The following is a 22,903-nucleotide window of genomic DNA, read 5'->3' as shown; positions in this document are numbered from 1 at the left end:
AAATAAATTAGAGATCATGAAATAGGAAACAGCCCTTCATCCCGCAAAGCATGAAGGGCTTGGTGTCATGTGCGAGCAGGCTGAAGCAGCACACTCACACGCATACAGGTATTTTCGCTGCTAATTGAACAGATCCAAAGCATCACTGGGTACAAATGTGTCACAGCATGGCAGGGTTGAGCACACTTCATGCCTGCATACACGGTAGATTCAGGCGCTTTGTTTCAGTGCCACGCTGTCCAGCCACACCGGAACAGCCTCAGCAGCCATGGGCTTGGCAAACAAATACCCCTGCAGAACCGGACAACCCTGCTCTGCCAGCCAGCTGGCCTGCTCCTCGGTTTCCACGCCTTCTGCGACCACGGTCATATTGAGACTGGTGGCAATATTGAGCACGGAGCGTGTGAGCGCACTGGCAGCAGAGCTGCTCACCACATCCTGCACAAAGCTTTTGTCGAGCTTGAGCTCGGAAATGGGCAGTCGATGCAAATAGCTCAGGCTGGAGTAGCCCGTGCCAAAGTCATCCATGGACAGACGAAGCCCCATCGCATGCAAGGCCTTGAGGTTTTCCAGCGTCACGGGGCTGTTGTCCAGCATGACGCTTTCCGTGATCTCCAGTACCAAATCACTGCTCTGTAGCCCGTACTTGTGCAGGGTGAACTGCACCTGCTGCGCAAAACCCTGCGCATGAAAGTTGTTGGTAGACAGGTTAACCGCTACATGCGGTATAGGCAGCCCTTGCTTGCGCCACTGCGCCAGCTGCGAGCAGGCTGCATCCAGCAGCCATGCGGTGAGCGCATGAATCAGGCCACTGTCTTCTGCCACGGCAATAAAGCGCGCGGGTGACACCCAGCCCCACTCTGGATAGTGCCAGCGCGACAAGGACTCCAGCCCATACAGCACAGGCGTCTCCGGATGGCGCACCTGGGGCTGAAAGTGCAGCTGCAAGTCACCATTGGCCAGTGCAAGGCGCAGCTCCCGCTCCATGTCTGCGCGCTCCTGGCTGATCTGCCCTAACTCAGGGCGATAGCGCTCCCACAACTGACTCCCCTGGCTTTTGGCGGCATACATGGCCTGGTCTGCATGGCGCAGCAGGGTTTCAATATCAGTGCCGTCTTCGGGATATGCGCACACGCCAATGCAGGCATTGGGCAGGGTCATGACGCCGTTGATGCTGAAAGGCTGTGCAATGGCGTCGAGCAGATGCCTTGCCAGCTCGGGAATCTGCGCTTCTGTGCAACAGGGCATGAAGACCACGAACTCATCGCTGGACAGGCGGCCGATGATGTCCTCCGCCCTGGTGCACTGCGTCAGCCGGTGTGCAACCTCACACAGCAAGGCATCGCCCGCACCATGACCCATGCTGTCATTCCAGTATTTGAAGCGATCCAGATCCAGATAAAAGAGCAGGCCTTGCTGGCCGCGTGTCGTGTGCAATGCCTGCTGCGCACATTCATTGAACATGGTGCGATTCGGCAAACGTGTGAGCGAGTCGTAATAGGCCAGCTGCCGGATACGCTGCTTGCTGGCATCGCGCTCCATGGCGATGGCCGTCAGGTGCAAAAAGGCCTTAACCAGCTGCTGGTGCAATGCATTGGGCACACGTGGCGTATCAAAGTACAGCGCAAACGTGCCAATTACTTGGTTGTCATGGTTCTTGACGGGGCAAGACCAGCAGGCACGCAGCCCTGCTGCCAGAAACGGTGCGGCGTACAAGCGCCAGTTGGGGTCGCTGGACAAGTCCTGACTGACCACTTCGCTGCCCAGATATGCGGCCTTGCCGCAGGAGCCTACATCTGGGCCGATGCGCAGACCGTCGATCAAGCAGGTGACGCCCTCTGGCAAGCTCGGCGCCGCCAGCGAATGCAAGGCACCATCCTGTACAGACAGGATGCTGACATGCACGTCTGGCAAGATTTCCTCCAGCGAGCAGCACATATTGCGCATGAGCAGCGCCAGAGGCTTTTCATGCACGATGTCTTCCAGCACCTCCCTTTGCAGGGCTTCAAAGCGCTTGGTAAATCCAATGTCCGTGAGCACGATGACCTGCGCACATGCCTCATTGGCATGCACCGGCTGCCGGTTCAGGTTGTTCACCATAGCCGCCACCCACAGAACAGTCCCATCACGGTGCTGCAGCAGCAACTCACCGTTAAAAGCTCCATGACACTGCAGCTGCTCCAGGATGTGTGTATCCAGCTCGGGGCCGGATGCCATGAGCTTTTGCAGCGGCCTGTGACCCGGCATATCAGCCAGCGTATAGCCCGTCAGACGCGTGAAACCATCGTTGATGGCAACGGTATTGAAATGATCATCCGTGATGAGCCAAGCACTGTCGCTGCTTTGCAGCGCTTGTAACCAGACCTCAAGGTCTGTGGCTGGCATCCTATGTGTCATCAAACAGTTCCAAGAAATAAAAGTCAAGAATTGACCGTCAGCGTCCCTCCATGGAAGCCGTGATTCTCGCAGGCATAATCATTGTCCATGAGCGGCAATACTTTCGGAACCCTTTTTACGGTCACCAATTTTGGTGAATCGCACGGACCAGCCATTGGCTGTGTTATCGACGGCTGTCCCCCTGGATTGCCGCTGACAGAGGCAGACATCCAGACCGATCTGGATCGCCGCCGCCCCGGCACCAGCCGACACGTGACCCAGCGTCAGGAAGCTGATCAGGTCGAAATCCTGTCCGGCGTGTACGAAGGCGTCACCACAGGCACACCGATTGCACTGCTGATTCGCAACACCGATCAGCGTAGCAAGGACTATGCAAATATCGCGCAAAGCTTTCGCCCCGGTCATGCGGATTACGCTTACTGGCACAAATACGGCGTGCGCGACCCCCGTGGTGGTGGCCGCTCTTCCGCGCGCCTGACTGCACCCACCGTAGCAGCCGGCGCAGTGGCCAAGAAGTGGCTCAAGCAAAAGTTCGGCACGGAGTTCCGCGCCTGCATGACACAGCTTGGCGAACTTCCTATTGCGTTTGAGAGCTGGGAGCATGTGCCCCACAACCCGTTTTTTGCCCCAGCAGCGGATGTAGAAGCGCTGGAAGCCTACATGGACGCACTGCGCAAGTCCGGCGACAGCTGCGGCGCGCGCATTCGCGTGCAGGCCACGGGCATGCCCGTGGGCCTGGGCCAGCCCTTGTATGACAAGCTCGATGCCGACATCGCCTACGCCATGATGGGCCTGAACGCCGTCAAGGGCGTGGAGATTGGTGCGGGCTTTGCCAGCGTGGCCCAGCGCGGCACGGTGCATGGTGACTCCATGAGCCCCGAAGGCTTTCGCACCAACCATGCTGGCGGCATTCTGGGCGGCATCAGCACCGGGCAGGACCTGGAAGTCTCGATTGCCATCAAACCCACCAGCTCCATCCTGAGCCCCCGCGAATCCATTGATGTGCATGGCAACAGCACCGAAGTCATCACCAAGGGCCGTCACGACCCCTGCGTAGGCATTCGCGCTGCGCCGATTGCCGAGGCGCTGCTGGCACTCGTGGTCATGGACCATGCGCTGCGCCACCGCGCACAGTGTGGCGATGTGCACCAGGAGCCCGGCCCCATTCCGGCATCTGCTTCTTAAAAAAGAGCTGCCAGCGCTGATCAACACTTGATTTCAGATATAAAAGCATCTGAAATCTATGAATAACCAGCGCTGGCAGCTATAGTTTTAAAAGCCCTCAGCAATAACAAAGGCCGCATCAGCGGCCTTTGTCTTTTCTGCATGACGTGTCTTTATGTACGCACTTCATCCACGAGGTGCTTGAAGTCATCAATATCCTCAAAGCTGCGGTAGACGCTGGCAAAGCGGATATAGGCCACCTTATCGAGCTTGCGCAGCTCATGCATGACCAGCTCGCCAATGTGGCTGGACGCTACCTCGCGTACACCGGCGTTCAGCAGCTTCTCTTCCACATGGTCAATCGCTGCATCGACTTCGGCCGAAGCGACTGGACGCTTGCGCAGCGCCAGCACAAACGAGGCCTGCAGCTTGTCGTGGCTGAATTCCGTACGGCGGCCATCTTTCTTGACCACGGTCGGAAAGCTCACATCGGGGCGTTCGTAGGTGGTAAAGCGCTTGGCACAGCTCAGACACTGGCGCCTGCGGCGAATGAAGGCCCCCTCTTCACCCATGCGCGTTTCCACGACCTGGGTATCCATATGGTTGCAAAAGGGGCACTTCATAGGGCTGCGGATTACTTGTAGACGGGGAAGCGGGCTGTCAGCTTGGCCACTTCAGCGCGTACGCGTGCCAGTGTGGCTTCGTCGCTGGGGTTTTCCAGCACGTCAGCCACCAGGTTGGCAGTGATGCGCGCTTCTTCTTCCTTGAAGCCACGGGTGGTCATGGCAGGTGTACCCACGCGGATACCGCTAGTCACGAAGGGCTTCTCGGGGTCGTTGGGGATGGCGTTCTTGTTGATGGTGATGTGCGCCTGGCCCAGAGCCGCTTCAGCAGCCTTGCCAGTAATACCCTTGGAACGCAGGTCCACCAGCATCACATGGCTTTCGGTACGGCCAGACACGATACGCAGACCGCGCTCGGTCAGGGTATCAGCCATGACCTTGGCGTTCTTCACGACTTGTTCCTGGTAAGCCTTGAATTCAGGCGACTGTGCTTCCTTGAAAGCCACAGCCTTGCCAGCGATCACGTGCATCAGAGGGCCGCCCTGCAGGCCGGGGAAGATGGCGCTGTTGATGGCCTTTTCGTGCTCAGCCTTCATCAGAATCACGCCGCCACGGGGGCCGCGCAGGCTCTTGTGGGTGGTGGTAGTGACCACGTCAGCATGAGGCACAGGGTTGGGGTAGACGCCAGCAGCGATCAGACCTGCGTAGTGGGCCATGTCCACCCACAGGATGGCGCCGACTTCCTTGGCGATCTTGGCGAAGCGTTCAAAATCAATACGCAGGGCGTAGGCAGAAGCGCCAGCCACGATGATGCGGGGCTTGTGCTCACGCGCCAGCTTTTCCAGCTGTTCGTAGTCGATCTCTTCCTTGTCGTTCAGACCGTAGGCCACGGCATTGAACCACTTGCCGGACATGTTCAGCGCCATGCCGTGGGTCAGGTGACCGCCTTCGGCCAGGCTCATGCCCAGAATGGTGTCGCCGGGCTTGGCAAAGGCCATCAGCACAGCCTGGTTGGCCTGAGAGCCGGAGTTGGGCTGCACGTTGGCAGCTTCGGCACCAAAGATGGCCTTGATGCGGTCAATGGCCAGCTGCTCCACCACGTCCACGTGCTCGCAACCACCGTAGTAGCGCTTGCCTGGGTAGCCTTCGGCGTACTTGTTGGTCAGCTGGGAGCCCTGGGCTTCCATCACGGCGGGCGAGCAGTAGTTCTCGCTCGCGATCAGTTCGATGTGGTCTTGCTGGCGCTGGTTTTCAGCCTGGATGGCAGCAAAGACTTCTGGGTCGACGATCTCGACGGTATTGGTGCGTTGGAACATGAGTTTGGCAGTCCTGTGAACTTGTATTCCCTTGGAAAAGGGCTGCCCAGGCGAACGGCTGAAACGCCCGAACAGACTGGGCGGTACGCTCCCCGGTGGTTGGCAGGGCTGACAGGCCCTGCAGCGATTCCACGTCAGTGCAAGGCAGTGGAAAAACTGCTGCACCTATCGCCAGTTGCGTACCCTGTAAGTGTAGCCCAGCCGCCATACCCTAGAAACAACAATGCACAAGCACTGCAGAAGCTCTGGGCTCTACGCGTGCCTGTGCATTGGGGCGCAGCAGGGGTCTATGGGCAATCAGAGGTTGGAGCTTGCCACCACCTGAGATGCTTCATCCTGGGTACGGTTCACCGCCACGGAAGCGGGGCGTTCGGTCTCTGCGGCCTTTTGTTCAGCAGCAGCTTCGCCCTCTTCCATCTTGATCGGGGTGATCTGGCGCTTGGCCACCAGGCCTGGGCGCACGGTGGTTTCAGGCGTGGAACGACCTGCTACCTGACGCATGCGGCTGTGCTCAGCCAGCACCTTGGCAACATAGCCACCGTCATTGCCATGGTTGGCAGCACCGACGTAGTACTTGAGTGCACCTTCCACCGAGCCGGTGATCTGCATGTACTCACGCAAAATCGACGCCCCCACACGCAGATTGCTGATGGGGTCAAACGCGGCATGGTTGCCGCCAAAGTTGTCGTATTTCTCGGTGTGCACACGCGTCATCACCTGCATTAGTCCCTGCGCACCGACAGAGCTTTGGGCAAACGGGTTAAAGCGCGACTCGATCGCCATCACGGCCAGCAGCAGTGTGGGGTCGATCTTGTACTGCTCACCAATCTGGTAAGCCTCTTCCACCAGCGCACCAATGGGCTCAGGTGCCACGCGGTACTTTTTGCTGATCCAGTACGCAACAGCGGCCTGGTCTTTCGGCAATTCCTTGGGGTTCACAGCCGTTGCGCGCTCAATCGCGCTGGGCTCGGGTGTGACCCCGGCCACAGCAACATGCCGCTCCTGCAGCCAGGTGCGCAGCTGTGCCTCGCCTTGCTGACGCAACTCAGGTTGCGCAAACAATGCGATAGCAGCAAATGCAACAACCAGACCGATGAGGGCAAAGCTGTTGTGGGTAATTTCAAGAAAACCCTCGGCGATGTCTGACGCTATCGTGCGTACAGAAGCCGCCCAGTTTCCTGACTTGGACATGGCGTTTCCTTTCTCGAGGCTGGATATAGGCCGCAGAGGGCGCACTGGCAAACCAGCCTGGGTTCGATAGCTACTGTCATCTCATGCAACACCCCAGCGCCTTGGGGGCATGAGCATCCGTCAACGAACGGACTGAGCAAATGCGAAGACGAACCGTGTTGTGGTTCGAAGTGGGCGGATTCTATGTTTCGCCCAAATTACCAGTCAACACTTTAAAACAAATTTAATATGATTTTTTCTTATTTGAGACGCTTCATCGACCACAGCAGACGTCAGAAATCTAGGTGAAAACCATGATTTACGAGTGCTACGCCCGCTTATAGCGCCATTCAAGCTTTTCTGTTTGATTTTTCCAATAAAGTGATTGATTTAATCAATAAAACAGCAAAAAACAGGAATTTTGTGGCTCAACAGCACCAAAAAGCGTACGCAATCGGCTGTGCACACACGAAAAAATGGCCTGCAAACTCTGTCTGAGGCTTGCAGGCCGGTCGTAGATCAGGAGGCGTTTTTTTCCTGTTCAGGCCAGTCGCGGATATAGGCCTTGAGCAATTTGTTCTCAAAGTTCTGGCTTTCCACCACGGCCTTGGCCACGTCATACAGGCTCACCACACCGATCAACTGGCGCTTGTCCATCACGGGCATGTAGCGCGCATGGTGGTCCAGAATCATGCGGCGCACTTCATCCAGCTCGGTTTCCGCTGTGCAGGTCAGCGGCGCATCGTCCATCACCGAACGCACACGGGTGGTGCCCAGGCTACCGCCGTTTTTGGCAATGGCCTGAATGACCTCGCGGAAAGTCAGCACGCCTACGACATCACCGTGCTCCATGACCACCAGTGAGCCCACGTCTTTTTCAGCCATCACGGCCACGGCATCTGCCAAGGCATCATCTGCCTGCGCCACATACAGGCTATTGCCTTTGAAGTGGAGAATGTCGCTCACTTTCATTGGTAGATCTCCAAAACCAAGTCTTTGTCCATGTGAACAAATATAGCCCACATCGACGGTGCCTCAACAACGCAAAGCCACAAGGCTTGCATCTTGCCCCGCAGCATTCAAAAAAAAATAGCGCTTTGCGCTTATGAAACCTTGTTTTCACAATATTTTTGCGTTCAATTCCATATCCAAGCAGCCTGAGGCGCTCTTTGCTTTGTAGCAGACGGTATCCTGCGTCACCAAGGCGCTGACCGCCCACAGCTTCTGTGCCAGCATTGCATCCACTCATACCTATATAGATCTATGGAGACATTGCAATGCCCGGCTATAGCGACCCTGGCTTTGACACCCTGAGCCTGCATGCAGGCGCGCAGCCCGACCCGGCCACGGGTGCACGCGCGGTGCCAATTCATCTGACCACGTCCTTTGTCTTTGAATCCAGCGACCACGCGGCCAGCCTGTTCAACCTGGAGAGACCGGGCCACGTCTACAGCCGCATCAGCAACCCGACCAATGCCGTGCTGGAGCAGCGCGTAGCAGCGCTCGAAGGCGGCATTGGCGCAATTGCCGTAGCCAGCGGCCAGGCCGCCCTGCACCTGTCCATTGCCACGCTCATGGGTACTGGCAGCCATATCGTGGCGAGCACGGCACTGTATGGCGGCAGCCAGAACCTGCTGCACTACACGCTGCGCCGCTTTGGGATTGAAACCACCTTCGTCAAACCCGGTGACATTGACGGCTGGAAGGCCGCCATCCGCCCTAACACCAAACTGTTTTTTGGCGAAACCGTGGGCAACCCGGCGCTGGACGTGCTGGACATTCCCACCGTCTCGTACATCGCGCACGAAGCGGGTGTGCCGCTGCTGGTGGATTCCACGCTGACATCGCCGTGGCTCATCAAACCCTTTGAGCATGGGGCGGATCTGGTCTACCACTCAGCCACCAAGTTCCTCTGCGGCCACGGCACGGTGATAGGCGGCATCGTGGTGGATGGCGGCAGCTTTGACTGGGAAGCCTCGGGCAAATTCCCCGAACTGACCGAGCCCTACGACGGCTTTCACCACATGGTGTTCAGCGAAGAGAGCACGGTGGGCGCCTTTTTGCTGCGCGCACGCCGTGAGGGGCTGCGCGACTTTGGCGCCTGCATGAGCCCGCACAGTGCCTGGCTGATCCTGCAGGGCATTGAGACCCTGCCGCTGCGCATGGAGCGGCACATGAAGAGCACCGAAAAAGTGGTGCAGTTCCTGGCCACCCACCCCATGGTCGCCCGTGTGGGCCACCCCATGCTGGAATCCCACCCTTCGCACCGCCTGGCGCAAAAACTGCTGCCGCGCGGCGCGGGCTCGGTGTTCAGCTTTGATATTGCAGGCAACCGCAACCAAGGCAAGAAGTTCATCGAGACGCTCAAAGTCTTCAGCCATCTGGCCAACGTGGGCGACTGCCGCAGCCTGGTGATCCACCCGGCCAGCACCACACACTCTCGCATGAGCGATGAAGCGCTGGCACAGGCTGGCATCGGTCAGGGCACGATTCGCCTGTCCATTGGCCTGGAAGATGCGGACGACCTGATCGACGACCTCAAGCGTGCGCTGAAGGCGGCAGAGAAATCCGCCTGAAATTCATAACAAAAACAGCCACTAGCGCTTATCTATATTGCGGAGACAGCTATGTTTTTTAAAGTCAATGACTCACAGCTTTACGCCTACACCGGCGGCAGGCCTTTTGATGCCACCAAGCCCACCGCCATCCTGATTCACGGCGTGCTCTGCGACCACAGCGTCTGGGCGCTGCAAAGCCGCTATCTGGCCCACCACGGCTGGAATGTGCTGGCCATAGATCTGCCCGGCCACTGCCGCAGCAACGGCGCTGCCCCTGACAGCGTGGAAGCCGCAGCACACACCATCGCCCAGCTCATGGATGCCGCTGGCCTGCAGCAGGCGGCCTTGGTTGGCCACAGCTGGGGCAGCCTGATTGCACTGGAAGCTGCGGCACAGCTCGGCCCACGCGTGAGCCATCTGGCCCTGGTCGGCACGGCATACCCCATGAAAGTCTCTGCTGCCCTGCTCGAAAGCGCACAGCACACGCCGGAAAAAGCGATTGCCATGATTCAGACCTTCTCGCGCGCCACGCTCTCGCCGCCCAGCGGTGCGGGCAGCTGGGTCCATGGCGCGGGCATGGCGCTGGGCCGCCGTGTGCTGGCGAGCAACCACAACACCAATCTGCTCTACACGGGCTTCAAGGCCTGCGACAGCTACGCCAACGGCGAGCAAGCCATTGCCGCCGTGCAGTGCCCTGTTCTGTTTGCGCTGGGCCAGCAGGACCAGATGACACCGCCCAAAGCCGCACAAGGACTGATCAATGCCGCCAAGGCGGCAGGTAAGCAGGTGCAAACGGTGATGCTGCCCATGGGCCACAACCAGATGACAGAGGCACCCGACGAAACGCTGTTTGCGCTGCGCGATTTTCTGACACAGCCTGTCAGGGCCTGAGTTACGGGCTGAAGTTTTTCGCAGCCCTGCCGATACAGGCAGCAACTGCATCGCACCAAGTCTAGGTGGATGTCAAAAAGCCCCGGCTGCAGCAGCAACCGGGGCTTTCGTTTTGGAGCATGCAGCGGGCTGATTTAAGCCACGCGGCGCTTGCCGTACAGCCCTTCAATATCTTCCGCGTAACGCTCCATGACCTGCTTGCGCTTGACCTTGAGCGTAGGCGTGAGCAGCTGGTTTTCCACGCTCCAGGGCTCCATGCTCAGCAACAAAGCGCGGGGCTGTGCGTAGCTGGGGAAATCGGCGCTCAAGGCCTGCAGACGCTTGAGCACGGTCTGAACCACTGCAGGCTGGCGCAGGGTTTCCAGGCTCTGCCCATCCCAGCCCTGCTCGGCCGCAAACACGGCCCAGTTCTCGGCATTGAGCACAGCAATCGCGCTGACATAAGGGCGGTGATCGCCCAGCATCATGATCTGGTCGATCAGCGGATCAGCCAGCAGGGCCAGTTCCAGATCGGCGGGCGAGAGCTTTTCACCCGTGGATGTCACGATGATTTCCTTCAGGCGCCCCATCAGGCGGATACGACCACGCACCAGCTCGGCCTGGTCGCCCGTACGCAGCCAGCCGTCTTCGGTAAAAGCAGCGGCCGTGTCTTCAGGGCGCTTCCAGTAGCCCTTCATCACCGTGGGGCCACGCACCTGCAGCTCGCGCTGCTCACCAATGCGTACCTGCACGCAGGGCAGTGGTTCACCCACGGTGGCGGGGTCATTGCTGTCCGGCGTGACCACGGAAATCACAGGCGTGGTTTCCGTCATGCCATAGCCTTGCAGCAAGGTCACACCCAGCGCCAGGAACACCTTGGCTGTGCTGTGTGGAATGGCTGCGCCACCGGTAATCGCCATGCGCACACAGCCACCAAACAGGTTGGCAATCTGCTCCGACAGCGCAGGGTAGGCCGCAGGCGCTGGCGTGCCAATCAGGCTGGCGTCGTGCTTGTGCAAGTCCGTAATGCCCTGGCGTGCACAGAAGTTGGCCCAGCCCCACTCCACGCAGCTAAAGAAGGCTTCGCGCTCATCCTCAGGGCCTGCCAGCACTTTTTCCAGCACCTTGGCATGGGCGCGTTCGTAGATGCGCGGCACACACACGAGGATGGTGGGCTTTTCAGTCTGCATGTCCTGCATCAACAGTGCTGCCGAGCGCGCATACGAGGTGCAGGCGCCGCAGGCAATGCTCAGGTAGTAGCCGCAGGTGCGTTCAAAGGTGTGCGACAGCGGCAGGAATGACAGAAAGCGGTCGTCTTCATTGGGACCCAGACGATCGACAAAATCCGTCACGTCTGCCAGCACGTTGCCGTGCGTGAGCATCACGCCCTTGGGCTTGCCCGTGGTGCCCGAGGTGTAGACGATGGCCGCCACATCTTCTCGTTGCGGCAGGGCGGGGGCAGGTGCATCTGCCAGCGCTTCGCCTTCCTGCAGCCACTGCGCCAGGCTGAGCACGCGGGGTTCGCCCGGCTGGGCAGGTACATCTTCTGGCAAATCAATGACCACCACCGTACGCAGGCTGGCCATGGCGTATTCGGTGCCACGCACGCGCTCCCACTGGCTCAGGCTGGACAGCACCAGCAGGCTGATTTCTGCATTGTCAAAAATGTAGGCAATGCTGGCGGGGTTATCGGTGCTGTGCACGGGCACCGCAATCGCTCCAATCTGCAGGGCCGCCTGGTCCATGCACATGGCATATATGCTGTTGGGCAGCCAGATGCCCACACGGTCTGCATGCACAATGCCGCTGCGCTGCAAGGCACAGCGGTACTGCATCACGGCTGCCCCCACTTCGTCCCAGCTCAGCTGCTTCCAGGGCAGGTCTTTGCCCACAGATTCACGATAGGCTGGCAGTGCGGGGCTGGCAGCAACACGTGCCTGCAACATATGGGCCAGGCTGGCTTGTTGCCATGGTGGAGAGACAGTTACGCTCATACGAGATAAAAATAAATGCACCAGAGCACAGCCTAAGGCCGTGCTCCAAGCGTACGTGTAGGTTGACAGGGAATTGGCCAGCAGGCCGGACCTGCGCAGGTCTGCTGCTTCTCATCCAGAGATCCATGCCAGATGCTGCATGCCATACGCATACTTCTGTTCTGACACACCAAGGTAAAAGGCCTTGGTAGTACTGCAGCATGACATCTATGCTAGCGAACACTTACCAAGGCCTTTTGCTTCCAATAAAGAAGCATTTAGCGCCTATCCATCAAGGGTTTGCGCCATAAAACACCAATATTTTACCTTGGCAAGCCCAGACCTGCAGGCGCTGGCACGCCAGCCTCAGCCGGCAGCACCTGGCGCAGCGTGCACTCTGCCCACCCGCTTTGCTGCCACAAGGTCGCTGTACTTTCCGTCTGCGCAAGCAACATGTGCTCCATCAGCGGTGCAAGCAAGGTCGTATCCGGGTCAGCCAGCAGCACAAAGCAGGGCTCGCCTTCTTCCAGATAAGCCGTGCCACTGGCAGGCATGGCCGCCACCCAGCGCAGGCTCGTCAAAGCGCCAAGTGCTGCTTCCAGCTGCAGCTTGCTCACGCGCAGTCGCTTGGCCAGTACGCGTGCAGACAGACCACGCTGAGGCTGCGTGCGCAGGGGGTCGAGCACTGCAATAGCTTCCAGCGCCAGCGCCAGCTGCCAGCCCGCATGGCGCATATCACGTGCAGAACCCGCCAGCAGACCGGGCAAATAGGCGGCAACGACGGCACCGAGCAGAAAGATGATCCAGCAGGTGTAGATCCAGATCAGCAAGATAGGCAGCGTGGCGAACGTGCCATAAATGGCCGAGTACGTGGGCACTGTGGACAGATACATGCCCAGCGCCGTCTTGGCCAGCCCCATGCCGATCGCCACAAACAGACCACCCGCCCAGGCATAGCGCCACTTCACCGGGGTATTGGGCACGAAGTGGTATAGCGCCGTCATGGCTGCGGACAGCAACAGGAACTCCAGTGAATTAAAGGCTACCTGTGCGCTCTCCGGCAGCACTGCCACCAGCCCACGCGAGGCAGAGAGCACATAGGACGTGGTCGCAATGCTCAGCCCCATGAGCAGCGGACCAAACGTGAGCACGCCCCAGTAGATCAGCAGCCGCTGCCCCAGTGGACGCATGCGGGGCACGCGCCAGATGCGGTTGAGGGTCTTGTCCATGGTCAGAATCAAGCTGACCACGGTGAGCAGCAAAAAGGCCAGCCCCACAATACCCAGCTGACTGGCCTTGCTGGCAAACTGCGTCAGATAGTCAATCACCTGCTCGGCAATCTCTACGGGGATCAGCTTGTCGATCAGCCAGGTCTGCAAGGTTTCCTGCAGACGCCCAAAGCTGGGGAAAGCCGTAAACACGGCCAGCAACACCGTGAAAAATGGCACCAGCGCCAGCAGCGTCGTGAACGTAAGACTGCTGGCTGTCAGGCCCAGCTGGTCTTCACTGAAGCGTTGCTTGAGGATGTGCAAGGTATTGCGCCAGGGAAATGTGCGCAGCATTTGCCCCAGCTGAACCAGCCGCTGGCGTGCACGGTGAAAAATCTCAGACATGGGCCGTATGATGCCACCCCAATGAATTCTGCAAGCAACAATCTCTCCGGCAGCCCCGTCGTTGCTGCCTCTCGCTGGCTGGCCGTAGGCAGCCTGCTGGGCCTGATCATTCTGTGCGTCGCATGGGAGCTGTGGCTGGCACCGCTGCGCCCCGGCGGCTCCTGGCTGGTGCTCAAGGCCCTGCCGCTGTGCATTCCACTGGTGGGCCTGCTCAAGCGCCGCATGTATACCTACCGCTGGGTCAGCCTGCTGATCTGGCTGTACTTCACCGAAGGCGTGGTCCGTGCCTGGAGTGACCGGGCACCGGGCAACTACCTTGCCATGCTGGAAATCTTTTTCTGCCTGCTGCTGTTTGTGGCCTGTGTACTGCATGTGCGTATCCGCCTGCAGACCGCCAAGGCTCAGCCCGCAGCACCAGTCACACCAGAACATTGAGAAAGCAAAGAGACATGAAACAAGCCGCACTTCTGGCACAACTGCGCGACATCGTCGGCGCAGCCCATGTACTGACCGATGGTGACCTCAGCGCCTATGAGCAGGACTGGCGCAAGCGTGTGCATGGCAAGGCGCTTGCCGTGGTGCGCCCAGGCAGCACACAGGAAGTGGCTGCCGTGGTCAAAGCCTGTGCTGCCGCGCATGTGAGCATCGTTCCCCAGGGGGGCAATACCGGGCTTTCTGTAGGCTCTACGCCCGACACCAGCGGCGAGCAGATTGTGCTGAACCTGCAGCGCATGCATGCCGTGCGCCAGCTCGATGCAGACAACCTCACCATCACCGTCGAAGCGGGCATGGTGCTGCAGACCCTGCAGGAAACAGCCGCACAGGCCGGTTTTCTGTTTCCGCTCTCGCTCGCAGCCGAAGGCAGCTGCACCATTGGCGGCAATCTGGGCACCAACGCTGGCGGCACCCAGGTGCTGCGCTACGGCAATACACGCGAGCTGTGCCTGGGCCTCGAAGTAGTTACCCCGCAGGGCGAAATCTGGGATGGCCTTTCCGGCCTGCGCAAGGACAACACGGGCTACGACCTGCGCGACCTGTTTATCGGCAGCGAAGGCTCACTGGGCATCATCACCGCCGCCACCATGAAGCTGTTCCCGCAACCTGCGGCCCAGCTGACTGCCTTTGCCGCCGTGCCAAGCATGGAAGCTGCCGTGCGCCTGCTGGGCCTGGCCCACAGGCATCTGGCTGCCGGGCTGACAGGTTTTGAGGTGATGGGGAAATTTGCGCTGTCTCTCGTCGTCAAGCACATGCCCCAACTGCGTGTGCCCTTTGCCGACATGGCAGATGTGCCCTACTGCGTGCTGCTGGAAAACTCCGACAGCGAATCCGAAACCCATGCCCGAGCGCGCTTTGAGCATCTGCTGGAGCTGGCGCTGGAAGATGGCTGCGTGCTCGACGCTGTGGTGGCCGAGAACATGGCCCAGGCGCATGAGCTGTGGCATATCCGCGAGAGCATTCCGCTGGCACAGGCTGAGGAAGGCTTGAACATCAAGCACGACATTTCCATCCAGGCCTCGCGCATCCCTGCCTTTGTCGCGCACACGGACGCGCTGCTGCAGCGTGCCATTCCTGGCGTGCGCCTCGTGAACTTTGGACACCTGGGCGACGGCAATCTGCACTACAACGTGCAGGTGCCGGAAGGGCAGGACGGCAAAGTCTTTCTGCAAGAGAAAGAAGACATGGTCAACACACTGGTCTATGACGCCGTGGCGCAGTTTGGCGGCTCTTTCTCCGCCGAACATGGCGTAGGCGCGCTCAAGGCTGACAAGCTGGTGCACTACAAGTCACCCGTGGCGCTGCAGATGATGCGCGCCATCAAGCAGGCACTGGACCCGCAGGGCATCATGAACCCAGGCTGCATCCTGCAGCGCTGAAACTGCCTGCCCAAAAAAAACCAAGAAAAACGCCGCAGCTTGCATGCTTGCGGCGTTTTTTGCAGAGTGAGCCCCGTGACCAGGGCTTACGCTTGTTACTGCTTGGATTCCTGGAAGTTGCTGATCATGGTCTGCACATCAGCAGGCCATGGCACCTCCACCTGTGCAGGGTCCTGGAACACCTGGCTCTTGCCCTCCGTGCTCAGCCACACGCGAACGGCATTCTGTGCAGGATCCACCACGATGGCAGCCATTTCTTCCCCGCCCTGGTGTGCGCGGTTGCCCGTGATGAACAGGCGCTCACCATCCTTGGTCAGCGGGCTGGCTACTTCCAGGTTCTGCAGTACCAGCTTGTAGGTATCCTCACCCAGCAGTGCCTTCAGGCGCTCTGCCAAGACACCGGAGACCAGGTAGCTGTTGTCTCCAGGATAAGTGCCCACACTCTTTTCCAGTTCCTGCAAAGTGGAGGCAGTGCTGGCAGGTGTACTGGCCTCAGGGGCTGGAGCATTTTCCACCACCACGCTCTCAGCAGTCACCACCTCTTCCTGCGGTGCAGGTGCTGCGCCCGAGGTGTTGTCCGTACTCGCTCGATCACAGGCCGACAATGCCACAGCAGCCGCCAATACCGCTGCGACCTGCAGTGCAGAAGAAGAAAAACGCAATTTCATAAGGGCCTCCAAAAAAAAGTGTGAAGCAGGCATCCGCTCTGCATGGACTGCAAGACGCCCCATTGCGTCTTACTGCGTCCTCCATTGACATTATTGAGGCCTGACACCGGTGCGCCTGTCCGCCAACACCGCATATCCTGCCTCACGGACCTTTTTTCGGCTCATGGCACAATGAACCACTGGCCGCCCGGCTCATTGGCTTGGGCGGTTTTGCTTTACGAGATTCCGCATGACACTTTCCACCAACCGCCCAGTCCGTTCTCAGTACGAAGACTTTATGCGCCATGTCTACGAACATGGTGTGAGCAAAAGTGACCGTACCGGCACCGGCACACGCAGCGTGTTTGGCCATCAGATGCGCTTTGACCTAAGTGAAGGTTTTCCACTGGTCACGACCAAGAAAGTTCACCTTAAATCCATCATTCTCGAACTGCTGTGGTTCCTGCGCGGTGACAGCAATGTGAAGTGGCTGCAAGAGCGTGGATGCACGATCTGGGACGAATGGGCCCGTGAAGACGGCTCTCTTGGCCCTGTGTATGGCGTCCAATGGCGCAGCTGGCCCAAGCCTGACGGCGGCCACATCGACCAGATCGCCGAAGTGGTTCAACAGCTCAAGAACAATCCTGACAGCCGTCGCATCATTGTCAGTGCCTGGAATGTGGCTGACCTCGATCAGATGGCACTCATGCCCTGTCACGCCTTCTTTCAGTTCTATGTGGCACCTGCGCAAGAACCTGGTGGCAAAGCCAAGCTCTCCTGCCAGTTGTACCAGCGCAGTGCAGATATTTTCCTCGGCGTGCCCTTCAACATTGCGAGCTACGCACTGCTCACGCACATGCTGGCCCAACAGTGTGACCTGGATGTAGGCGATTTCATCTGGACCGGGGGAGATTGCCACATCTATAACAATCACTTTGAGCAAGTGCAGACGCAGTTGTCACGCCAGCCCTTTGCATATCCGACACTGCATATCAAGCGCAAACCAGCGTCCATCTTCGACTATGAGTTTGAGGACTTTGAAGTGCTGGGCTACGAACACCACCCAGCCATCAAGGCACCCGTAGCCGTTTGACGTCTCACTCCGTATTGGTTCTTTTGCTCAGCGAGTTACCTCTCGGAAAAGAGCAAATATCAAAAACAGGAGCTGCCAGCGCTTGATATTCATAGATTTCAGATATAAATCTATCCAAAGTCTATGAATCATCAGCGCTAGCAGCTCTCTTTTTTAAATAGACACTGTCCTGAGCCCTATGGCTATCCATTTGATTTATGCACGCGCAGCCAATGGCGTGATTGGTCTGAACAACAGCATGCCTTGGCACCTGCCGGAAGACCTGGCGCACTTCAAGCAGCTGACCAGCGGCAACCCCGTCATCATGGGGCGCAAAACCTGGGATTCGCTGCCCGAGCGCTTCCGCCCCCTGCCCGGCCGCACCAATATCGTGGTGACACGCAATACCGACTGGAGCGCTGACGGCGTGGTGCGCGCCAGCAGTCTGGAAGAGGCACTGCGCATCGGCGCCCAGCACGGCAACACCGTCTGGGTCATGGGCGGGGCGCAGATCTATGCACAGGCACTGCCTCTGGCCGATGTGGTGGAAATGACCATCATTCACCAGGACTATGCAGGCGATGCCTACGCCCCCGAGCTGGACATCCAGTGGCGGGAAACCGCACGCGAAGACCATGTCAGCGCCAAGGGGCTGCCGTTCAGCTTTGTGCGCTACGAGCGACAGCACGCAGCTGACTGACTAGTGATTTCCCGAGGTCGGCTGCCGGAAGAACAAGGCAGGATTGACGTGCTTGCTGCATTGCAACAATATAGAACGCTCGCTCGCTTTTGCGCAGACCTTTGTTGAAAACGCCCCACCATGAGCCTGATCCAGCCCCTGCCCCCCGGCCCGCTTGACATCGTCGGAGACATCCACGGCGAGCTGCATGCATTGCTGGATCTGCTGCGCCACCTGGGCTATGACGCGGATGGCCGCCACCCACAGTCGCGCACCCTGGTGTTTGTGGGCGACTTTGTAGACCGCGGCCCGGACAGCCCCGGCGTGGTCGATGTGGTGCAGCGCCTGGTGGAAGCAGGGCATGCCCGCGCCATCGCGGGCAACCATGAAATCAACCTGCTGCGCCATGATGCCAAGGACGGCGCAGGCTGGTTTTTTGATGCCCGGCTGGACAGCGATCTGCGCAAATACCGCCAGTTCGCCCGCGCCACCACCACGCTGCAGCGTGCACGCATTGAAACTTTTCTGAACAGCCTGCCCCTGGGGCTGGAGCGCGAGGATCTGCGCGTCATCCACGCTGCATGGCATGCCCCCGACGTCGCCAAGGCCCGCAGCATGCCACTGGGCGGTGCGCGCGCCGCCTACGACCACTGGGAAACGCAGGCCGCGCAAATCGCTGTGCAGCGCCGCATTGCCGAGCGCATGGCCGAGGAAAAAAACCGCTGGCCCCACAGCCTGGAAGATGGCGAGCGCCACCCACCATTCTTGCAGGCACACTGCGACAACGAACTTAACAAGGCCACGGTCAACCCGCTCAAGGTACTGACCTGTGGCCTGGAACGCCAGACCCATGCGCCATTTTTTGCGGGCAACAAATGGCGCTTTGTCGAACGCATGGCCTGGTGGGAGCAATACGCCGAGCCCACGCCCGTCGTCATGGGCCACTACTGGCGCTCCACCCTGCCGCACCAGAGCACGCAGGAGGGCTTGTTCAGCGACATCAGCCCCTATGCCTGGCACGGCCAACTGGGCAATGTGTTCTGCGTGGACTACTCCGTCGGTGCACGCGCGCAGGCGCGTACCTTTGACCAGCCACATGCCCACATGAAGCTGGCAGCCCTGCGCTGGCCCGAACGTACGCTGGTCTTTGATGATGGCAGCCAGCACGCCACAACAGGCTTTCTGCAGCCCGAGAAAAACACAGCACACTCTGCCTGAAAGCAGGTGCAAGCCAGCTTGCACACGGCACTGCATATACACTGCCACCCTGTAAAAAAGTGCATCTTTTGCTGAGGCCGCACTGATCTGCGCTGGCACTCACCACCAGGACCTTCTGTCATTACCTGTCTTGCTGGCAAGCATGCAAAAGGGCGATGCCCACGACCATCAGGTCGCATATTTTTAAGAAACGCCCCATTTCTCCATCCAATACTGTGCAAGATACATTCAACGCCCTGGAGCCGCTGTATGTGGATCTCGATGGCACATTGACCCCCGTAGATACACTGCACGAAGCATTGACGGAAGTACTCCGCAGCCAGCCGCTCGCACTGCCCCAGGCACTGCGCAGCCTGCTCAAGGGCAAATCTGCGTTCAAGGCAACGACTGCCCAGCTCGCTTCCCTGGATGCCAGCACGCTGCCCTATAACCAGCATCTGCTGGAATTACTGCGTGCGGAAAAGCAAAAAGGCAGAAAGCTGATTCTGGCCAGCGCTGCAGATATTCGTATCGTGCGCGCCGTGGCGGAGTATCTGCAGATATTTGATGACATCATCGCGACCAACCAGCACGATGCCACCAACTTAAGTGGCGCCAACAAACAGGCTGCGATTGCAGCGCATGCTGCTGCACTCGGTTTTACGGAATATGCCTATGCAGGCAACAGCCATGACGATCTGGCTGTGTGGGAAAAAGCAAGTCTGGCTATTGCAGTGGATACCCCAGCCAGCGTGCTGAAAAAACTCAGGCAGCAGCACAGCAACATCATTGAAATGGTTGCAGCCAGGCAGCCATTGAAAGTATTTCTGAAGTCCATTCGCATCAATAACTGGAGCAAAAATGCATTGATTTTTCTTCCCCTGCTGGCGGCCCATTGCCTGGAAGTACCTGCCTGGACCCAGGCACTGCTGGCATTTCTGGCCTTTGGCCTGTGCGCATCCGGCACGTACCTGATCAATGACCTGCTGGACATTCCCAACGACCGCAGTCACCCGATCAAATCCAAGCGCCCCCTGGCTTCTGGCCGCATGCCTGTTCTGCAGGGCTGCGCACTGTCCGCTCTCTTGCTGGCAGCAGCGGCCGTGACAGCCCTCTCTCTGTCGCCTGCCTTCTTTCTGACCCTGCTGATCTATACGGCGCTGACACTCTCCTACTCCGTCAAGCTCAAGAAAATCGCTATTCTGGATATTCTTGTGCTGGCCTTTCTCTACACCATCCGCATTATTGCTGGCGGGGTTGCATCGAATATTCAAATTTCCAAATGGCTGCTGGCAATTTCTATTTTTGTCTTTATCAGCCTGGCACTGGCCAAACGCTGTGCAGAAATCACTCGCATCAAAAATGCAGGTCTGGCGAAAATTCAAGGCAGAGGCTACTTCATCGATGACCTTGAAACCGTCAGAAGCATGGGCATTGCCAGCGGCTTCATGAGTGCGCTGGTACTGGCGCTCTACATAGAAAGTCCTACCAGTTTTATTAACTACAATTTTCCCGAACTTCTGTGGATCACTCCACCGATATTTTTGGCATGGATCATGAGAATCTGGATCAAAACCGGAAGAAACGAGCTCACTGGTGAAGATCCCCTGCAGTTTTCCCTGAAAGACAAACCCAGCTGGATCTGCCTTTCCCTGATTTTCATATTCGCAAGCATTGCCATGGTCGGAGAAGCATGAATTTTTTTACCTACGTCATCGCGCTGGTATGCATTGCCATGTCATCACTCGCCCAGATTGCCATGAAATATGGCATGAGCGCAGGCCGTGCAGACAGCAGCGACCTCAAATCCATCTATTTACAGGCATTGCTGAACTCTTATGTCTGGCTAGGCATCGGCTTTTATGGCCTGAGCGCAGTCATCTGGCTGTGGGTACTTTCACGGCTGCCGGTGAGCGTTGCCTACCCCATGGTCAGCCTGGGTTTTATTCTGACCATGCTGATCGGCAAGTTTTTCCTGCATGAAAACGTGAGCTGGCAGGCCGCTCTAGGTGGCGCCTTGATTCTTATTGGCGTCACACTGATTGCAAGCACCCATCGGATTTAATATGAACAGCAATACCTATAAAAATCTATTCATAAAAATATTCTGCATCACACTGCTGGTCAAAATATTCCTTGCCTACTTCACGCCCATGACGGGGGATGAGGCATTTTTTTATCAGTGGGGGGTATTTCCTGCCGCTGGATATTCCGACCACCCCCCCATGGTGGGCTGGCTGATTTTCCTGCTGCGCATGCTGGGTGAGCACCCACTGATTCTGCGTGCATTCACCGTGCTGCTCACCAGCATCATTGGCCTGGGCATTGTCCTGCTGTGCCAGAAAACCCTGGATCAAAAATACCAGGCACATGCCTGGCTGATTGGTGCGCTGTATCTGTGCCTGCCATGGTCCTGGCTGTTCTTCATGGTCACCACAGACACCACGCTGGTGTTGTTCATGTTCTGCTCCGGGCTGGTGTACATGCTGGCAGACCGACAGGCATCTGCCTCCAAGGCGCTGGTACTTTATGCCTTGTGCGGTATCTTGCTGGGCCTGGCCTTCCTGTCCAAGTACTTCTCTGCACTGCTTGGATTTGCATTTGCCATTCACTGCCTGATTTTCCGACGCAAGCGCCTCTGGGCCCCATTTGTGATTCTGGCCTTCGCCCTGCCCGCCATCTGCTTCAACCTGTGGTTCAACGCCACACACGGCTGGAGCAACATCATGTTCAATGTGTTTAACCGCAATCAGGACAAGCAATGGTCCATCGGCACGCTCATTGGATACATCGCCATGGTGGTGTACATCATTACACCCTGGACGATTTTTTATGCTTTCAAGAGCAAAAAAACATTCGCCACCGACAAGAAGCTGGTGTACAGCGCGCTGACGCTGTGGAGCGTGCCTTTTGCGCTGTTCCTGGTGCTGAGCATCAAGCGATCGATTGGCCTGCACTGGGTCATTGGCTTCGTGCCATTTTTCATGATCTGGGCAGCCTACCGCCTGCACACCGAGCATCTGCAAAAATCCATCAAGTGGACGATTTATCTGTCCATCCCCCACTTTTTGATTTTTCTGACAATTTTGTTTGCGCCCATGAGCTTCTGGGGCAAATTCAATCTGCAGCACAAGGCCGTATTCCTGCACAAGGCAGACCAGATTACCCAGAACCTGGAAAGCTCGCTGCCCGCCGATGGCGTCATCATGGCCTACGCATACAGCCCCGCAGCAACCCTTGCCTTCTATCACAAGGCATATGTACCGGTTTTTGGGGAAGGCAAGTTCCACTCCAGACAGGATGACCAGATCATTGACTTCAAGGATTTTGCGGGCAAGACCATTCGCATCTACACGGGCTGGCAGCAAAATCATGATTTCTACAAGGCATATTTCGATGAAATACAGCCTCAAACCATGCAGGTGGATGGTGTCGATTTCTATTTTGTTGATGGCACCAACTTCAATTTCGAAAAGTACCGGGATACCGTGCTGAAATCCGTGGCCCAGAAGTACCACAACGCTCCCAGCTGGCTGCCGAATCTGGGTGATCCATACTGCGAACGCTATGGCTTCGATTTCTGTTCACCACAGAAATAAGCATGCTTGTGGCTGTCACCCTGCATCCAGGGTGAAGCTGCTGCGCAGCAGCCGACCAGCACACATCGCGCCCATCTGATGCCACCCTGAAGCGCCTTGCCTGCAAGGCGCTTTTTTACGCCCTTTATCGTGCTCAACCTGTGCTTTGCGCCATGCACAGCACAAGGCTGCCGCCGACTCATCAGGCACAAAAAAAAGCCACCTCACAGCA

19 protein-coding genes and 1 riboswitch are annotated in these 22,903 nt (G+C 58.1%); of the genes, 11 read left to right on the top strand and 8 right to left on the bottom strand.

Annotation, left to right across the window (positions count from 1 at the left end; all coding sequences use genetic code 11):
- Positions 1-210 precede the first annotated feature (210 nt).
- Positions 211-2,397 carry a sensor domain-containing protein gene (locus B5M06_RS11180; RefSeq protein ID WP_240183910.1) on the bottom strand — a complete coding sequence of 729 codons (2,187 nt, stop codon included), beginning with the start codon at positions 2,395-2,397 and terminating at the stop codon, positions 211-213.
- Positions 2,398-2,484: 87 nt separating this feature from the next.
- On the opposite strand from B5M06_RS11180, the gene aroC reads away from it, so the two are divergent.
- The gene (gene aroC, locus B5M06_RS11175) at positions 2,485-3,582 is read left to right on the top strand and encodes a chorismate synthase (protein ID WP_054066850.1); all 1,098 of its coding nucleotides are present in this window, start codon (positions 2,485-2,487) and stop codon (positions 3,580-3,582) included.
- A gap of 152 nt (positions 3,583-3,734) precedes the next feature.
- Here aroC and nrdR read toward each other — a convergent pair whose 3' ends face one another.
- The 4 genes from nrdR to B5M06_RS11155 form a co-directional block, all read right to left on the bottom strand.
- Positions 3,735-4,184, bottom strand: coding sequence for a transcriptional regulator NrdR (nrdR, locus tag B5M06_RS11170; protein WP_054066849.1), 450 nt, complete (start codon positions 4,182-4,184; stop codon positions 3,735-3,737).
- A gap of 11 nt (positions 4,185-4,195) precedes the next feature.
- The gene (gene glyA / locus B5M06_RS11165; RefSeq protein ID WP_054066848.1) at positions 4,196-5,440 is read right to left on the bottom strand and encodes a serine hydroxymethyltransferase; all 1,245 of its coding nucleotides are present in this window, start codon (positions 5,438-5,440) and stop codon (positions 4,196-4,198) included.
- 37 nt (positions 5,441-5,477) lie between these two features.
- Positions 5,478-5,629, bottom strand: a riboswitch (ZMP/ZTP riboswitch).
- Between the two features lie 108 nt (positions 5,630-5,737).
- On the bottom strand, positions 5,738-6,631 hold the full coding sequence (locus B5M06_RS11160) for a lytic transglycosylase domain-containing protein (protein WP_054066847.1): 894 nt from the start codon (positions 6,629-6,631) through the stop codon (positions 5,738-5,740).
- Between the two features lie 498 nt (positions 6,632-7,129).
- On the bottom strand, positions 7,130-7,582 hold the full coding sequence (locus B5M06_RS11155) for a CBS domain-containing protein (protein WP_054066846.1): 453 nt from the start codon (positions 7,580-7,582) through the stop codon (positions 7,130-7,132).
- 305 nt (positions 7,583-7,887) lie between these two features.
- Here B5M06_RS11155 and B5M06_RS11150 point away from each other — a divergent pair, with 305 nt between their 5' ends.
- Both B5M06_RS11150 and B5M06_RS11145 read left to right on the top strand, forming a co-directional pair.
- Entirely contained in the window at positions 7,888-9,186 is a 1,299-nt protein-coding gene (locus tag B5M06_RS11150; RefSeq protein WP_054066845.1) for an O-acetylhomoserine aminocarboxypropyltransferase, read from the top strand.
- A 51-nt stretch (positions 9,187-9,237) separates the two neighbouring features.
- Positions 9,238-10,059, top strand: a complete 822-nt coding sequence (locus B5M06_RS11145) for an alpha/beta fold hydrolase (RefSeq protein WP_054066844.1) — start codon at positions 9,238-9,240, stop codon at positions 10,057-10,059.
- Positions 10,060-10,193: 134 nt separating this feature from the next.
- Here the strand turns inward: B5M06_RS11145 and B5M06_RS11140 are convergent, their stop codons facing one another.
- Positions 10,194-12,032: an AMP-dependent synthetase/ligase gene (locus B5M06_RS11140; RefSeq protein WP_054066843.1), complete on the bottom strand. Its 1,839-nt coding sequence runs from the start codon at positions 12,030-12,032 to the stop codon at positions 10,194-10,196.
- Between the two features lie 302 nt (positions 12,033-12,334).
- The gene (locus tag B5M06_RS11135) at positions 12,335-13,624 is read right to left on the bottom strand and encodes a YihY family inner membrane protein (RefSeq protein WP_054066842.1); all 1,290 of its coding nucleotides are present in this window, start codon (positions 13,622-13,624) and stop codon (positions 12,335-12,337) included.
- A 21-nt stretch (positions 13,625-13,645) separates the two neighbouring features.
- Here B5M06_RS11135 and B5M06_RS11130 point away from each other — a divergent pair, with 21 nt between their 5' ends.
- On the top strand, positions 13,646-14,059 hold the full coding sequence (locus tag B5M06_RS11130) for a DUF2069 domain-containing protein (protein WP_054066841.1): 414 nt from the start codon (positions 13,646-13,648) through the stop codon (positions 14,057-14,059).
- Positions 14,060-14,073: 14 nt separating this feature from the next.
- Entirely contained in the window at positions 14,074-15,498 is a 1,425-nt protein-coding gene (locus B5M06_RS11125) for an FAD-binding oxidoreductase (protein ID WP_054066840.1), read from the top strand.
- A gap of 95 nt (positions 15,499-15,593) precedes the next feature.
- Here B5M06_RS11125 and B5M06_RS11120 read toward each other — a convergent pair whose 3' ends face one another.
- Positions 15,594-16,166 carry a hypothetical protein gene (locus B5M06_RS11120; protein ID WP_054066839.1) on the bottom strand — a complete coding sequence of 191 codons (573 nt, stop codon included), beginning with the start codon at positions 16,164-16,166 and terminating at the stop codon, positions 15,594-15,596.
- 229 nt (positions 16,167-16,395) lie between these two features.
- Between B5M06_RS11120 and B5M06_RS11115 the strand changes: the two genes are divergently transcribed.
- The 6 genes from B5M06_RS11115 (at position 16,396) to B5M06_RS11090 (ending at position 22,692) form a co-directional block, all read left to right on the top strand.
- A complete protein-coding gene (locus B5M06_RS11115) occupies positions 16,396-17,238 on the top strand; it encodes a thymidylate synthase (protein WP_054066838.1) in 843 nt (280 codons plus the stop codon).
- 178 nt (positions 17,239-17,416) lie between these two features.
- On the top strand, positions 17,417-17,917 hold the full coding sequence (locus B5M06_RS11110) for a dihydrofolate reductase (RefSeq protein WP_054066837.1): 501 nt from the start codon (positions 17,417-17,419) through the stop codon (positions 17,915-17,917).
- 120 nt (positions 17,918-18,037) lie between these two features.
- Positions 18,038-19,114, top strand: a complete 1,077-nt coding sequence (locus B5M06_RS11105; RefSeq protein WP_054066836.1) for a metallophosphoesterase — start codon at positions 18,038-18,040, stop codon at positions 19,112-19,114.
- Positions 19,115-19,269: 155 nt separating this feature from the next.
- Positions 19,270-20,790, top strand: a complete 1,521-nt coding sequence (locus B5M06_RS11100; RefSeq protein ID WP_077393539.1) for a UbiA family prenyltransferase — start codon at positions 19,270-19,272, stop codon at positions 20,788-20,790.
- On the top strand, positions 20,787-21,158 hold the full coding sequence (locus tag B5M06_RS11095) for an EamA family transporter (RefSeq protein ID WP_054066834.1): 372 nt from the start codon (positions 20,787-20,789) through the stop codon (positions 21,156-21,158). The genes B5M06_RS11100 and B5M06_RS11095 overlap by 4 nt, the downstream gene beginning before the upstream one ends.
- A 160-nt stretch (positions 21,159-21,318) precedes the next feature.
- On the top strand, positions 21,319-22,692 hold the full coding sequence (locus B5M06_RS11090; RefSeq protein ID WP_054066833.1) for an ArnT family glycosyltransferase: 1,374 nt from the start codon (positions 21,319-21,321) through the stop codon (positions 22,690-22,692).
- Positions 22,693-22,903 lie beyond the last annotated feature (211 nt).

Origin of the sequence: Comamonas kerstersii (genome assembly GCF_002056725.1) — a bacterium.
GTDB classification, from domain to species: Bacteria; Pseudomonadota; Gammaproteobacteria; order Burkholderiales; family Burkholderiaceae_C; genus Comamonas; species Comamonas kerstersii.
This window is presented reverse-complemented; position numbering and strand designations above follow the sequence as displayed.

What these genes read in the sequence shown, in the direction of transcription:
- B5M06_RS11180 (WP_240183910.1), bottom strand. Translation starts at nt 2,397, where the DNA reads ATGACACATAGGATGCCAGCCACAGACCTTGAGGTCTGGTTACAAGCG.
- aroC (WP_054066850.1), top strand. Translation starts at nt 2,485, where the DNA reads ATGAGCGGCAATACTTTCGGAACCCTTTTTACGGTCACCAATTTTGGT.
- nrdR (WP_054066849.1), bottom strand. Translation starts at nt 4,184, where the DNA reads ATGAAGTGCCCCTTTTGCAACCATATGGATACCCAGGTCGTGGAAACG.
- glyA (WP_054066848.1), bottom strand. Translation starts at nt 5,440, where the DNA reads ATGTTCCAACGCACCAATACCGTCGAGATCGTCGACCCAGAAGTCTTT.
- B5M06_RS11160 (WP_054066847.1), bottom strand. Translation starts at nt 6,631, where the DNA reads ATGTCCAAGTCAGGAAACTGGGCGGCTTCTGTACGCACGATAGCGTCA.
- B5M06_RS11155 (WP_054066846.1), bottom strand. Translation starts at nt 7,582, where the DNA reads ATGAAAGTGAGCGACATTCTCCACTTCAAAGGCAATAGCCTGTATGTG.
- B5M06_RS11150 (WP_054066845.1), top strand. Translation starts at nt 7,888, where the DNA reads ATGCCCGGCTATAGCGACCCTGGCTTTGACACCCTGAGCCTGCATGCA.
- B5M06_RS11145 (WP_054066844.1), top strand. Translation starts at nt 9,238, where the DNA reads ATGTTTTTTAAAGTCAATGACTCACAGCTTTACGCCTACACCGGCGGC.
- B5M06_RS11140 (WP_054066843.1), bottom strand. Translation starts at nt 12,032, where the DNA reads ATGAGCGTAACTGTCTCTCCACCATGGCAACAAGCCAGCCTGGCCCAT.
- B5M06_RS11135 (WP_054066842.1), bottom strand. Translation starts at nt 13,624, where the DNA reads ATGTCTGAGATTTTTCACCGTGCACGCCAGCGGCTGGTTCAGCTGGGG.
- B5M06_RS11130 (WP_054066841.1), top strand. Translation starts at nt 13,646, where the DNA reads ATGAATTCTGCAAGCAACAATCTCTCCGGCAGCCCCGTCGTTGCTGCC.
- B5M06_RS11125 (WP_054066840.1), top strand. Translation starts at nt 14,074, where the DNA reads ATGAAACAAGCCGCACTTCTGGCACAACTGCGCGACATCGTCGGCGCA.
- B5M06_RS11120 (WP_054066839.1), bottom strand. Translation starts at nt 16,166, where the DNA reads ATGAAATTGCGTTTTTCTTCTTCTGCACTGCAGGTCGCAGCGGTATTG.
- B5M06_RS11115 (WP_054066838.1), top strand. Translation starts at nt 16,396, where the DNA reads ATGACACTTTCCACCAACCGCCCAGTCCGTTCTCAGTACGAAGACTTT.
- B5M06_RS11110 (WP_054066837.1), top strand. Translation starts at nt 17,417, where the DNA reads ATGGCTATCCATTTGATTTATGCACGCGCAGCCAATGGCGTGATTGGT.
- B5M06_RS11105 (WP_054066836.1), top strand. Translation starts at nt 18,038, where the DNA reads ATGAGCCTGATCCAGCCCCTGCCCCCCGGCCCGCTTGACATCGTCGGA.
- B5M06_RS11100 (WP_077393539.1), top strand. Translation starts at nt 19,270, where the DNA reads ATGCCCACGACCATCAGGTCGCATATTTTTAAGAAACGCCCCATTTCT.
- B5M06_RS11095 (WP_054066834.1), top strand. Translation starts at nt 20,787, where the DNA reads ATGAATTTTTTTACCTACGTCATCGCGCTGGTATGCATTGCCATGTCA.
- B5M06_RS11090 (WP_054066833.1), top strand. Translation starts at nt 21,319, where the DNA reads ATGGTGGGCTGGCTGATTTTCCTGCTGCGCATGCTGGGTGAGCACCCA.